The sequence below is a fragment of the Arthrobacter sp. fls2-241-R2A-172 genome (genome assembly GCF_030208885.1).
GTDB lineage: Bacteria > Actinomycetota > Actinomycetes > Actinomycetales > Micrococcaceae > Arthrobacter.
The window spans coordinates 334,849-348,654 of sequence record NZ_JARVTB010000001.1 but is presented as its reverse complement, the minus strand read 5'-3'; the positions used below and the strand labels follow the sequence as shown (position 1 = coordinate 348,654).

The 13,806-nt window shown below is 63.0% G+C and carries 11 protein-coding genes; 8 read left to right on the top strand and 3 right to left on the bottom strand.

The window, feature by feature from the left end; all coding sequences use genetic code 11:
- Positions 1-69 precede the first annotated feature (69 nt).
- Positions 70-1,398 (bottom strand): NosD domain-containing protein, encoded by a 1,329-nt coding sequence (locus QRM57_RS01710; RefSeq protein WP_284985314.1) that lies wholly within the window; start codon positions 1,396-1,398, stop codon positions 70-72.
- Positions 1,399-1,731: 333 nt separating this feature from the next.
- On the opposite strand from QRM57_RS01710, the gene QRM57_RS01705 reads away from it, so the two are divergent.
- The 8 genes from QRM57_RS01705 to QRM57_RS01670 all read left to right on the top strand — a co-directional run bounded on the left by QRM57_RS01705 (position 1,732) and on the right by QRM57_RS01670 (position 10,564).
- Positions 1,732-3,018 carry an ABC transporter substrate-binding protein gene (locus QRM57_RS01705; protein ID WP_284985313.1) on the top strand — a complete coding sequence of 429 codons (1,287 nt, stop codon included), beginning with the start codon at positions 1,732-1,734 and terminating at the stop codon, positions 3,016-3,018.
- A 74-nt stretch (positions 3,019-3,092) separates the two neighbouring features.
- Positions 3,093-3,980, top strand: coding sequence for a carbohydrate ABC transporter permease (locus QRM57_RS01700; RefSeq protein ID WP_257370482.1), 888 nt, complete (start codon positions 3,093-3,095; stop codon positions 3,978-3,980).
- A complete protein-coding gene (locus QRM57_RS01695; protein WP_284985312.1) occupies positions 3,980-4,906 on the top strand; it encodes a carbohydrate ABC transporter permease in 927 nt (308 codons plus the stop codon). Before QRM57_RS01700 ends, QRM57_RS01695 begins: the two co-directional genes overlap by 1 nt.
- A 71-nt stretch (positions 4,907-4,977) precedes the next feature.
- Positions 4,978-6,018, top strand: coding sequence for a LacI family DNA-binding transcriptional regulator (locus tag QRM57_RS01690; RefSeq protein WP_284985311.1), 1,041 nt, complete (start codon positions 4,978-4,980; stop codon positions 6,016-6,018).
- Positions 6,019-6,060: 42 nt separating this feature from the next.
- On the top strand, positions 6,061-7,629 hold the full coding sequence (locus tag QRM57_RS01685; protein ID WP_284985310.1) for a glycoside hydrolase family 32 protein: 1,569 nt from the start codon (positions 6,061-6,063) through the stop codon (positions 7,627-7,629).
- A 13-nt stretch (positions 7,630-7,642) separates the two neighbouring features.
- Entirely contained in the window at positions 7,643-8,584 is a 942-nt protein-coding gene (locus QRM57_RS01680; RefSeq protein WP_284985309.1) for a carbohydrate kinase family protein, read from the top strand.
- Between the two features lie 31 nt (positions 8,585-8,615).
- Positions 8,616-9,950, top strand: coding sequence for a right-handed parallel beta-helix repeat-containing protein (locus QRM57_RS01675; RefSeq protein ID WP_284985308.1), 1,335 nt, complete (start codon positions 8,616-8,618; stop codon positions 9,948-9,950).
- A gap of 83 nt (positions 9,951-10,033) precedes the next feature.
- Entirely contained in the window at positions 10,034-10,564 is a 531-nt protein-coding gene (locus tag QRM57_RS01670) for a GNAT family N-acetyltransferase (protein WP_284985307.1), read from the top strand.
- Here QRM57_RS01670 and QRM57_RS01665 read toward each other — a convergent pair.
- On the bottom strand, positions 10,561-12,696 hold the full coding sequence (locus tag QRM57_RS01665) for an amylo-alpha-1,6-glucosidase (RefSeq protein WP_284985306.1): 2,136 nt from the start codon (positions 12,694-12,696) through the stop codon (positions 10,561-10,563). The genes QRM57_RS01670 and QRM57_RS01665 overlap by 4 nt on opposite strands.
- A 23-nt stretch (positions 12,697-12,719) precedes the next feature.
- Complete coding sequence (locus QRM57_RS01660) at positions 12,720-13,802, bottom strand: glycosyltransferase family 4 protein (RefSeq protein ID WP_284985305.1); 1,083 nt, start codon at positions 13,800-13,802, stop codon at positions 12,720-12,722.
- Positions 13,803-13,806: the final 4 nt, after the last annotated feature.

Below are 13,806 nucleotides of genomic sequence, written 5' to 3'. Positions count from 1 at the left end.
GGTTCGGGAAGCACGACGGCGGCCGGTCACCAAGGTGGCCAGCCGCCGTCGTGCTTTATGCGTTGAGCGTCAGGGTGTGGGCCGGATGGCCGTGTCCTGGCTGTATGACGTGATGGTGGCTGCGGCTCCGCTGTCGAGTACCTTCGAATGGGTAGTCGATCCGTCAAGAACCACGTGCTGGGTGGCAACATTGCTGACCACGTGGTTGGTGGCTATGACGTTGCCGTCCCCTCCTGCGATCAGGATGATGGTCGGCTGGGCACCGGCAGGGACAACCTTGTTCGGCGGGACGTCGTAAGCGAAAAGGTTGTTTGAGATGAGGTTGTTGTCTCCCAGCGTATGGATGACGCCGTAGAGGTCATCGAGTCCGTTGGTGCGGTCGATGAAGGGCGGAAACCCTTCCGCGCCCCGGCGGAAGTGGTTGGAGGTGATGAGGTTTTCTTTGCATCCATTCAGAAGGCGCATTATGCCCGGATAGAAGCCCTGGAACCTGTTTGATATCACACTGCAACGGTTGCAGCCTGTGAACTCAAGGAGACTACGTCCTCTGGGGAAGAAGTTGTTTCCTGTGACCAGGAGGCCTTCGTGGTTTTCGGCCAGAAGAGTCACGCCCTCGGGGCCGGCACCCATCAGGTTGTCGCTGACAATCGTTGCCTGACCGGCTCCGGTCAGTTCCACGCAGTTCCCGCATTCGGCGATCATGTTGTCGTGGATCCGCAGGGCGTCGGCGCCCCGGACTACCAGAGCGTGCTCGAGATAGACGAACCCCATCCCCGTGATGTGGATGGAGTCGTTGTCGGATGCTACGTCAATGCCGGTCTTCCCATTTTTGTAGCTGTTCGCGTCCGGGGTGAAAGAAACCCCATCAAGGCAGAAATCCCTGAACACGATCCCGGACAGGCGGGGGCTTCCGTTCCTGCGCACGAGAAATGCCTGGGGCGCCGAAGGTGGCGTCAGGACGCGGATGTGACTGCCGCCCGGCTGCAGGTTTACCCAGCCCGTGGTGTCGACGTTGTCCTTGATGCTTCGGGAGAAGAAGCCATGACCAAACCCTGCGATGGTGAGGTAGTCCACGTCCACCACCACCTGGGTGCGAAGGTCATAGTCCCCCGGAGGAATGATGACAACGGCTCCCGGCCTGGTCTCCGGCGTCGCCTGGCGCTTTTTTATGTCAGCGATGATGTCATTGATGACGGCACCGATATCCGACTCCGCCGTGATCTTGGGCTTTCCTTTGATCTTCCAAGCCGTGACGTCATAGGCGTTCGGCGAGTTGAAGGGACCCCCTTTAGTCTCCTCCGCGGCCTCTGCGTTTGGGGATGTTCCAAGGCTCAAGGCCGCAGCCAGCGCGCCCACAGCCCCTGCCCCCACGAGCATTCGGCGTCCCGGGTCGGTCATTTCAAGCTTCCTGCCAGTTCCCACTGGATCTCCTGTCAGTCCTCGTCCACAGCCCGGCGCCTCGGCGTGGCAGTCAGGCACGGGCGTGCCAAATCGTTTATCCAAGGGGGGTTGGGAGAAACACTAAGAGCAGTTGTGAGGGCTGTCAACGCCAAAATCCGGGCCAGTATTTTGGCACGATCCGCTCCGGACCTCCCGCCGATGTGACCCTTGACACCAGAAATATTAGAGGCCTAAACTCTTGCCAAGTCGTTTTGGCAAAACGATTTGTCACCCAAATGAACCTCAGCACCGTTTTTGCCACTCCGTTCAAGAGAAAGTGAGTCGACAGCGATGTCCACTCGAAACACCATCTCCAAGCTCGTCACCCTCGGCGGGCTGTGCACCGCCGTCGCACTCGTTGCCACCGGTTGTGGCGCCGGAGGCCCGGCGCCCTCATCCGGCGGATCCGGAGGATCCAGTTCCATCAACGTTTTGGTCGAAGCCGGAGGCCACGCCGAACTCACGGGCGTCGCCGAACAGTGCAAGAAGGACGCCGGCGTCGACGTGAACTTCGTCGAACTCCCCTACGACGGAATGTTCAACCGCCTTTCCAGCGAGTTCTCCTCCGGCAACGTGTCCTTCGACGTCGCAGCCCTGGACTCGGTCTGGCTGCCCAGCTTCAAGGACGCCGTCCAACCCATCGACGAGCTCTTTACCGACGACGCCAAGAAGGACATCTTCCCCGCGCTCGTCAAGGAAGCAAACGTAAATGGCCACTTCATCGGCATGCCGGCCTGGACCAACGCCGAGATCATCCTGTACCGCAAGGATCTGTTTGAGGACGCCAAGAACAAGGCCGATTTCCAGGCCAAGTACGGTTACGAGCTCGCTGCGCCCAAGACCTGGAAGCAGTACCAGGACATTTCGGAGTTCTTCACCAAGGACGGCATGTACGGCACGGACGTCAAGGGCGCAGTTGAAACCGAATGGCTGGCCCACGTCCTCCAGGCCGGCTCCCCCATGGTCCTGGACAAGGACAACAATGTGGTCATCGACAACGCCGCCCACAAGGAAGCCCTGGACTTCTACGTGAGCTTGGCCAAGGACGCCCCGAGCGGTGCAGCACAGGTTGACTGGGCGGCAGCACAGAACCTGTTCAACCAAGGCAAGACCGCCATGACCCGATTCTGGGCCCACGCCTACCGCCAGATTCCCGCCGATGCTCCCGTGGCAGGAAAGGTGGGAGCCGCAGCAATGATTGGCGGCAGCGCCGGCGTCGCAGGCGTTCCGGGACCGTGGTACCTCTCCGTTCCCAAGGCAACCAAGAACACTGACGCTGCCAAGAAGTTCGTCAAGTGCGCCTACGACTACAACGACAAGGGAATCGAATCCAAGCTCGGTTTGGCATCGCGGATCAGCGCCTTCCAGAAGTACCAGGACCAGCCCGGATACGAGAGCTTCAAGCCACTCATCGAGACCCTCAACGGCCAGGCAACGGCCACCCGCCCCGCCACCGCCAAGTGGCAGCAGATCGTTGATACCGTCCTGATCCCGTTGCTGCAGAAGGCCGTGGCCGGTGGCGACACCTCAGCCCTCCTGGCCGATGCCAAGAAGCAGATCCAGGACCTCCTGAAGTAAAGACTCCGCGGCCGGCACCATCAGCACTCAAATGACAGTGCCGGCCGCGGTCCCAACCAGCAGAAAAGAAAACCGTGCGTATCTCCGATCGCCGCTTCGCCCTCTATCTGATGACGCCCGCGGCACTGTTCCTGGCCGTATTCGTGGCCTACCCGCTCTTCCGCCTGGTGGCGGACAGCTTCTTCAAGATCTCCCCCATCGCCGGCGGCCCCCGCGATTTTGTGGGGTTCCAAAACTACGTCACCGCATTCACCTCCGAGGCCTTCACCAGCGCCGGATGGCGGACCTTGGGCTACACCGTGGTGGTAGTAGCACTGGAGTTCACCCTCGGCCTCGGCATGGCGTTGCTCTTCACTGCCCTGGGCAAGAAGTCCCAGATCTGGCGGACAGTGTTCCTCTACCCCCTGATGATCGCCCCGATCGTTGCGGGCCTCCTGTGGAAGTTCCTGATGATCGATAACTTCGGCCTCATCGGAACGCTCCTCCATCAGGCAGGCATCCTGTCGGACCCCAACCAGATCGGGTGGTTGTCCGACCCCAACATTGTGTTGTTCTCGGTGGCCATCCCAGATATCTGGCTCACGACGTCCTTTATGTGCCTGGTGCTCTTCGCCGGCCTCCAGAACATTCCCGGCGACCTGCTCGAGGCCGCCCGCCTGGATGGCGCCCGGGCTCCAGCGCTCCTGTTCCGGATCATCCTTCCGCTGCTGCGCCCCGTGATCGCTGTTGCCTTGGTGGTCCGCGGAATCGACGCTGCGAGGGCCTTTGACACCATCCTCATCCAGACCAACGGCGGACCACAGTCGGCATCGGAAACGATGAGCCTGCTGATCTACCGCACCATGATCCGCTTCGGCGACCCCGGGCTCGCCAGCGCCATGGGCACTATCTACCTCCTCGCCATGCTTGCCATTGCCTTCGTCGCAGTGGCAACCATCTGGCGGCCAGGAAAGGACAACTGATGAGCAACGCGAGCGTAGCCACCATAGCCAGCCAGCCGCCGTCGGGCCTTAGCGAACCACAAGTGCTCCGGCGTCGCGGGGTCAACCGTGAAGGGCTCGAAGCCGGCCGGCGCAGCACGCGGACCATCCTGTGGATCCTGCTGGCGGTAGCAATGGTGCTGTACGGTTTCCCGTTCCTGTACCTGCTGTTCACGTCGTTCAAGACGCCGATCGACACCATCGCCGTCCCGCCCACCATCCTGCCCCGCGAGTGGACGCTGGAGAACTACACCAGCGCACTGGGCCGCAGCGGCGTGGTGGCGTCCTTCATCAACAGCATCCAAACAGCGGTCATCAGCACGCTGTTGTCACTGGTCCTGGCAGTGCCGGCCGCCTACGGCATCACCCGGTACAAGACCCCCAGCGGCCGGGTGTTCATCATGGCCGCACTGGTGACCCGCATGGTCCCGCCGGTGGCCATCGGCATTCCGCTGGCGTCCATGATGTCCTCCGCAGGGCTGGCCGACACCCCCATAGCCCTGTCCATTGCGCACACCACCATCTCGCTGCCCCTCTCGATCTGGCTGATGTCCAGCTTCTTCGAATCCGTCCCCCGGGACCTTGAAGAAGCCGCAACCGTGGACGGATGCAGCAGGCTCGGTGCCCTGTGGCGGGTGGTCCTCCCCGTGGTGTCCGGCGGTATCGCCGTCACAGCGATCTTCGCCTTCCTGGCTTCCTGGAACGAATTCCTGTTCGCACTCCTGATGACAGCGATCCGCTCCCAGACAACGCCAGTGGTGATCGCGAACTTCCAAACGCAGTTCGGCCTGGACTGGGGTTCCATGACGGCCCTCGCCGCGGTGTACTCGATCCCGGTCATCCTGCTGACGCTCCTGCTGCAGCGAAAGATCGTGGCGGGCATGACGCTGGGTGCGGTCAAGGGCTAGCGCCACCATCAACGAGTAGCCTACTGATAGCCCCTTCGGGGGCGTCACCAACCATAAGGACGTGGGAGTCAATGAGCAGCAAGAACATCGGTATCAAGGACGTAGCCGTCGCCGCCGGCGTGTCCGTCACCACCGTGTCCCACGTCCTCAACGAGGTTTCCTATGCCCGGATCAGCCCCGAAACGCGGGACAAAGTCAGGATGGCCGCCGAAGAACTCGGTTACGGCCCCAACCGCCTGGCCCAGGCCCTCCGTACGCAAAGGACCGGCATGCTGGGGCTGGTCAGCGAGGAAATCGCCACCACGCCCCACGCGGGCAGGATCATCCTTGGCGCTGATGAGGCCGCCAAAGCCCGGGGGTACAACCTCATGATCATCAACACCCCGGGTTCGGCCAGCCTCGAATCAAGGCAAGCCGACGTGCAGGCCCTCCTGGAGCGCCGTGTGGACGGGATCCTTTACGCCACCATGTACCACCGCAACGTGGAACTTCCGGAGAACCTGGCCAGCGTCCCATCGGTCCTGGTGGACTCCGTTGCCATTGGCGGGAACATCACCGCAGTGGTACCGGACGAGGATGGCGGCGCCCGCGCCGCTGTCGGTGCCCTCCTCGACGCCGGCCACACCCGGGTGGGCTTCATCAACAACACCGATGATGTGCCAGCAACCCGTCAGCGGCTGCAGGCCTTCCGGGCCATGCTCAACGAAGCAGGGCTCGACGGCGATGCCGCACCTGTCGAGTCCGAGGCCTCCGAAGTGCAGGGCGGCTATGAGGCGGCGAAACGCATTCTCTCGCGGACGGAGAGGCCTACGGCACTGTTCTGCTACAACGACCGCATGGCCATGGGTGCCTACCGGGCGGCCGCCGAACTGGGACTCAGCATTCCCCGCGACCTTTCCGTAGTGGGCTTTGACGACCAGGAACTGATCGCAGCCAACCTCCACCCCGGCCTCACCACAGTCGCCCTCCCCCACTACGAGATGGGGGCCTGGGCTACGGAACACCTTATTGACGCCATTGAGGGCAAGGAAGACCTGTCCTTAATGGCACTCCACCCCACCATCCTGGGCTGTCCGTTGGTGACCCGCGATTCCGTCGCAGCTCCCCGCTAACACCCAGCCAGCCACTTCAACGTCCCAAAAGGAACGCACCACATGTCCAGTAGCCTTGATGCCGCACGCCCGGAAACAGCCCCGGACGTAACCCCCCGGTTCCGCCCTGCCATCCACTTCACGGCAAGCGACACGTGGCTGAATGATCCCAACGGCCTGGTGTTCCACGACGGTTTGTACCACCTCTTCTTCCAGAACAACCCTTACGGAAACGTCTGGGGCAACATGTCCTGGGGCCATGCCACGTCCCCCGACCTCATCCATTGGACTGAGCACCCGGTCGCTATTGCCGGCGACGAGGTTGAGGACATCTTCTCCGGAAGCGTCGTTGTGGACCACGGCAACACGTCCGGTTTTGGAACGGTCGGCTCCCCAGCCTTGGTGGCTGTCTACACCAGCGCCTTCAAGGCCGCCTCCCCGTACGGCGGCACGCAGGCCCAGTCCCTCGCCTACAGCACCGATGGCGGAATGACGTGGCTCAAATACGATGAAAACCCTGTCCTCACCAGGAATTCAGCGCACTTCCGGGATCCCAAAGTCTTCCGCTACGAGGGCGCAGAAGGGTCCTTCTGGGTGATGGTCGCAGTTGAAGCGCAGCACCAGAAAGTGGTCCTGTACCGTTCCCGGGACCTCAAATCGTGGGATTTCCTCAGCGACTTTGGGCCGGCCAACGCCGACGCCGGTGAATGGGAATGCCCCGATCTGTTCCCGTTGGCGGTGGACGGCGATCCGGACAACACCAAATGGGTGCTGATCGTCAACGTCAACCCGGGTGCCGTGGCCGGCGGTTCGGGCGGCCAGTACTTCGTGGGGGACTTCGACGGCGTCCGTTTCGTCCCGGACGCGGGCTCGCTCGCCGCTCCCGCCGGGTTGTCGTCCTTCCCCGACAAGGATGCGGCTCAGGCGGCGCTGCAGCAATGCCTCTGGCTGGACTGGGGCCGCGACTGCTACGCCTCCGTGTCCTTCAGCAACGTCCCTGCCAACCGGCGCATCACCATCGGCTGGATGAACAACTGGGACTACGCCAACCAATTGCCCACGGCGCCCTGGCGGTCCTCGATGACCTTGGCACGGGAACTCCGGCTCAGTTCAGTAAACGGCTCCCTCCAACTGATCCAGCAACCGGTCCTTCCCGAACAGCGGGTGGAGGAAAACCCAGTGCCCGGTCCCGCGCCGTTCAATCTGGACGGCACTGCCCTGAGGCTGGCCGACGCCGTTCCCGGTACCGCACAAGTCATCGAAGCCGAGATTGTTCCGGGAAGCGCCGAACGCGTTGAGTTCAGCCTGCTTGGCAGCACCGACGGGAGCCAGCGCACGGTGCTGGGCTACAGCACACGCAGCGGGCGGCTCACCCTGGACCGCAGGCAGTCGGGAGATACGCAGTTCCACGGGAAGTTCGCATCGGTGGAATCGGCCCCGGCCGCTTTGGAGGACGGCATTCTTAAACTGCTGATCGTCGTGGATCAATGCTCCGTGGAAGTCTTCGCACAGGACGGCAAAGTGGTCCTGACAGATCTCGTCTTTCCCGAAGCCAACAGCCTCCAGAACTGGTTGTCTGCCGAGGGTGGCACTGCAACCGTCCGCAAGCTCGCCGTCTCATCAATCGCCTAAGGAAAAGCCCGGAATGCAAGAAGCAAAACCTGCCCACCCTGGAACAGACCCCGACGTTGTAGTTGTTGGCGAAGCCCTGGTGGATATTGTCGTCGCCCCCGGCGGTACTGTGGAGCACCCCGGAGGATCCCCGGCAAACGTCGCCTACGGACTTGGCCGGTTGGGCGTCCGCACCGCCTTGATGACGTCCATCGGAGACGACCACCACGGTGCCGCCATCCAGCGGCACCTGGCCAGTGCCGGCGTCGAGCTCCTGGCTGGTCCCGGGAAACGGGACCGAACCGCTACGGCAACCGCCACCCTGGCATCCGACGGTTCAGCCCACTACGACTTCGACATCACCTGGGACCTGCCCTCCACCGCACCGATGACCCTTCCCAAGGTTCTTCACACCGGATCGATCGCCACCTTCCTTGCACCCGGAGCGGCGGCAGTCCGGACACTCCTGGAGCAGTCGTACCGGCGCTGCCTGGTGACCTACGACCCCAACATCCGGCCTGCGCTGCTGGGCAGCCAGGCCGAAGCGAAGGGAATCTTTGAGGACCTCATCCCCTTCACTGAGGTGGTCAAACTCAGCGATGAGGACGCCCAATGGCTCTATCCGGGGTTGGCGCTGGAAGACATTGCGCAACGCATCCTGCACCTGGGGGCCGGCCTTGCCGTGGTCACCAAGGGTTCAGATGGATCGCTGCTCTCAACCCCGGGAGCGCAGGTTCTGGTTCCGTCCGTAAGGTCTGTAGTGGTGGACACCATTGGCGCCGGCGACTCCTACATGGCCGCCCTGATCTACGGGCTCCTGGCAAGGGAAGCCGAAGGGCTGGGGTCGGAAGCCCTGGAGTCGTTGGGGCGTTTGGCCACCAAGGCCGCGGCCATCACGGTGCGGCGCGCGGGCGCCAACCCGCCGACGTCGGACGAGCTGTTGGCCGAACTGCCCGACCACCAACCCGCCATCTGACCACCTCCCCCACTCCAAGAGGATCCACACCATGTCCAGCAGCAACTACTACGACGTGACCAGCTGGCACGTCGGCAATCCCTCCGAAGATGTCGGCGAGGTCATCAACAGCATCATCGCCGACATCAAGGACCGCCAGAACGTCTCGAACGTGAACGACGGCGGCAAGCCGGGAGCCGTGATTTACCTCCCGCCCGGCGACTACCGCCTGCGGACACAGGTTTTGATTGACATCAGCTTCCTCAGGATCCAGGGCTCGGGACACGGTTTTACGTCCTCAAGCATCCGGTTCAACGTTCCCGAAGACGAATGGCCGGATCTCCACGAGCTGTGGCCCGGGGGAAGCCGCGTCCTGGTTGACCTCCCCGTCGGTGACAGCGCGGACCCTGCGAGTGGAGCCGCGTTCCTTGTCGAGCGGGCGGGCAGCCCCCGGATCAGCTCAGTGGAGTTCGCCAACTTCTGCATCGACGGACTGCACTTCACCCCGGACGGCTCGGACCTGCCCGCGGAAAACACCTACGTGAACGGCAAGACCGGCATCCATGTGGCCAGCGCCAACGATTCGTTCCGCATCAACGAAATGGGCTTCATCTACCTTGAACACGCGCTGACCATCCACAACGCGGACGCCCTCTCTATCCACAACAACTTCATTGCCGAGTGTGGAAGCTGCATCGAACTCCGCGGCTGGGGTCAGGCCTCCAAGATCACGGACAACCTGATCGGGGCTGGCTTCAAAGGCCACTCGATCTACGCCGAGAACCATGGTGGCCTGCTGGTCACTGCCAACAACGTCTTCCCCCGCGGGGCGAGCAGCGTCCGGTTCAGCGGCGTCACCCGCTCGAGCGTCACCAACAACCGCCTGCATTCCTTCTACCCGGGCATGGTGGTCCTTGAAGGCAACAGCTCTGAGAACCTCGTAGCCACCAACCACTTCCTGCGCGACCATGAGCCGTGGACACCGTTCCTGGGGATCGACAACGGGCTGGACGACCTGCACGGGATCCTCACCGTCAGCGGCAGCAACAACTCCGTGATCGGCAACCATTTCTCGCAGATCATCGACTCGGCGAGCATCCGTCCGGAAGGCGCGACGCCGGTCATCGTCCGGCTGCGCGAGGGCGCCGGAAACTTCGTGTCCAACAACCATGTAGTGGCCATGAACGTCCACTCCTCAACAAGCGATGATTGCTTCGAAGCCCAAGTGGATGCCCTCTTGGCCACTGATGACGTAGAGGACCTGGCCGTGACCACCGTCCAGGTGGATTCCGCTTCAGCGCGCAACACCATCCTCGATTCCGGCAGTGATGCGCAGGTGGTCGCGGACAGGGGCACCAACGCCGTCAGGGCCACCCCTACTTTGTGATCCGGAGTTTTTCGCCCAGCTGATGCCCTTAAGATTCGTTCTTAGGGGCATCAGCTGCCCAAGGGACTCCGAGGGGGAAACACATGACCGAGACCATCCGCACGGCAACCGCACACGACGCCGGGAAACTGGCTGAGCTGGCAGCCGTCACCTTTCCGCTGGCCTGCCCGCCCGGCGCTTCACCGGCGGACATTCAGGCCCACCTTGAGAAGACGCTGAGCGAGTCCAACTTCCTGGACTACTTGGCCGATCCGAAGATCACCATCCTGGTGCTCGACGACGATGGCCAGCTCAACGGTTACACCCTCCTGGTTGCCAAGCCGGCCAGCGATCCCGACGTCGCCTCCGTGCTCTCGTTCCTGCCGTCCACGGAGCTGAGCAAGTGCTATGTCCACCCGGACCACCACGGCCACGGAGCGGCATCAAGGCTGATGCAGGCTTCCCTGGCCAACGCCGCGGACAAGGGCGCGGCGGGTGTCTGGCTCGGCGTGAACAGCGAGAACGCCAAAGCCATCCGCTTCTACGAGAAGAGCGGTTTCCAGAAAGTGGGCACCAAGTCCTTCAAACTGGGTAACACCGTAGAGCACGACTTCGTCATGGAGCACGAACTCTAGCCGAACAGCTCGCCGGTAAGGGGCGGCCGCGGATCGGACCTCAGTTCCAGTCCCGCGGGGAGACCGGCAACGCTGCCGGAAGAACCGTTCGCTTCCACCCTGATCCGTGATCGCCCCAGAAGCACGTTGTCGGCCTCAAAGGTGCCCAGGGAAGCCGGCAGGATCGGCGCCAGGTGGAGCACACTGCGGGTGAAGTCGGGATCGAACCGCAGCAGGATCCGGGCGAGTTGGACCGGTGCCGCAGCCGCCCACGCTTGTGGGGAACACGCCGTCGGATACGGAACCGGGTTGGTGAAGTCGCCGCGGTCAAAGCCACAAAAAAGTTCGGGGAGCTGGCCGCCGAAGTGTTCGGCGGCGTCGAACAATCCACCCGCCACCTTGCTGGCCTCCTCCACGAAGCCGTACCGCATGAGCCCGGTGGCGGCGAGCGCTGTATCGTGGGGCCAGACGGAACCGTTGTGGTAGCTGACCGGGTTGTAGGCACCCATGTCGGAGCCCAGGGTGCGGATGCCCCAGCCGGTGAACATCTCCGGTGACATGAGCCGTTCGGCAACCTGCGGCGCTTTGTCTTCATCCACGATGCCCACCCACAGGCAGTGGCCCATGTTGGAGGTGCACGAGTCCACGGGCTTTTTGTCCTTGTCCAGGGCGAGCGCAAAATACCCGCGGTCCGGGAGCCAGAACCGTTCGTTGAAGGCAGCTTTCAGGGCTTCGGCCCGGTCGGCGCAGCGACGTTCGACGGCGGTGTCGCCCGCCGCGCGCGCCAACAGGGACCGGCCCACGTAGGCCGCGTAAGCGTATGCCTGCACCTCGCAGAGCGCTATCGGGGTCTCAGCCAACGTGCCGTCGGCGAAGTTGATGCCGTCCCAGGAGTCCTTCCACCCTTGGTTCACCAGCCCATGCTTGTTGGGCCGCTGGTACTCGATGAACCCGTCGCCGTCTTTGTCCCCGTACTGTTCCATCCAGTCGATGGCCCGGTCGGCATGGGGAAGGAGGGATTCGATGATGTCCTCGCCCAGGCCCCAGCGGCTGAGTTCGCCAAGCGTGGATACGAAAAGGGGTGTCGCGTCCGCTGTCCCGTAGTACGCCGTGCCGCCCAAGGACAAGCCGGCGCTGGCTCCCAAACGGACTTCGTGGGGCACCCGCCCCGGTTCTTCCTCTGAATCGATGTCCACTTTGCTGCCCTGCAGGCCGGCCAGGGTTTGGAGGGTTCCCGCGGCCAGGCTGGGGTCGATCATGAGGGACATGTAGGAGGCCAGGAGGGAGTCGCGTCCGAACAACGCCATGAACCATGGTGCTCCGGCCGCGATTGCAGCACGCCCGGGGTGGTTATCGTCGAAAATTCGGAGGGAGCCGAGGTCGCGTTGGCTCTGGTCCAGCACGTCCGTCACGTTCTGGTCTGTCAGCCGGATACGCGGTACGTGCTCTTCCCATTGGACGTAGCGTTGGGCGGCCACGCTGTGGCTCAGGGGCGCGCCGGCGATGAACGGGTTGTCGGGTGCTTTGCCGTTGATCAGTGGCAGGGCGATCACTGTGGTGGACCAGTGGCTGCGGGGCGGGATGGTGACCTGGAAGGTGAGCCCGTCCTCGGTAGCTGTAGCTTCCTGGGCTTGGAAGGATACGCCGCGGCGCTGCCCGTCGGCGTGCAGTGACTCGATATGCAGATCGTTCCCGCGGACAGACCTGACGGTCTCCCCGGTTGTACTTGCCCGGCCGCCTTTGACGTCGAAAAGGTCGGCCAGGTCCGCGTCGATCAGCAGTTCCATGGCGCACGTGGTGGGCTGCGCGGAGTAGTTCCGGATGGTGAGGTCGTCCCGGAGGCCAGAGCCGACGGTGCGCTGGTGTTGCACCAGCAGCGGGCTCTCGAACCGGCCATCTTCCGTGCACGCGCGTCCCACGTATTCGGCTTGGAAGGCCGTGGGATTGCGGGCCACCAGGGGTTCGCGAGGCTCGCCGTTGATGCGCAGCACCCACCGCGAAACCACGCGGGTGTCCTGGTAGTACGCGCCCTGGGAGCCGCCTCCGTGAACATCACCCGAGTGCGAGGAGATACAGAAGGATGAACCTTCGACGACGGTCACGGCTCCGAGCTCGGACGCTCCGGCCTCGGTGTCTTCGTTCCAAGCGGTCACACGTCCTTCTTCCTGGGTGTCGATCACAGGTTGATGGGAGCTTGCCTCTGATTCTCTTGCAAGTTCCGGCCGACTGGAAGCCCTGTACCCCCGAATTGTTCGATCACCCTGGCGTAGAGCTCCAGATGGTCCGCCGCCATCCTTGCGGCGCTGAAGGATTCCTCGACTTCGTGGCGGCAGGCTGCGCGGCTCAAGGATCCAATCGACCCCATGAAGCCCGCCAGCTCATCTGCCGGCGCCAAGTAGCCGGTGACACCGTGGCTCACGATTTCCGGCGCGGCGCCCATGGGCGTGGTCAGTACGGGAGTGCCGGTGGCCAACGATTCAATCATGACCAGGCCGAAGGGTTCTGCCCATTGGATGGGGTTCAGGAGGACAGTCGCATCGCCCATGAGTTCGTATTTTTCGGGGTCCGACAGTTCGCCAAGGAATTCTTCGTCAGGACCCAGTGCGGGCTGCACCACGTCACGGAAGTATTCCTGCTCGTCGGGAGCCTGCATCTTGGCCGCTATGCGGAGCGGCACCCCGGCTTCCCGGGCGATCCCCACCGCTTCCATGAGTCCTTTGTCCGGGCACATCCTTCCAACAAAGCAGGCATAACCGCCGGTTCCCTTACCGACAGCCACTGCGGAGAGGTCGATGCCGTGGTGGATCACGGCTGATACCGGGAGGTCCTGGACGCGGCTGCATTGGTCGCGGGAAATCGCGATGATGCCGGTGTCCTGGGCCATGTCCCGGTAGAGGCCCTCGGATCGTGGAGTCAGTTGGCCATGGATGGTGGTCACCACGGGGATGTTCGTGGGCCGATGCGCGTAGAGCGGGCCGGCAAGGGTGTGGTCGTGGATGATATCCACGCCCTGAAGCCCCTTGTAAGCCTTGATGACATGGGCCAGTTCGCTCAAGCTGAGGCCAACATCCTCGGGCTCGCTGGGGCCAAATCCCGGAAGCTGGGGCACAGGGCAGGTGCTGTCAGATGATGTTGCCAGCAGGACGTCATGGCCGGCATCCGAGAGCGCACAGGCCAAGGCGTCAACGACGCGTTCAGTTCCGCCATATTTCTCGGGCGGGACGGTAAACCAGGGTCCAACAATGAGTCCGATTCGCACGAGA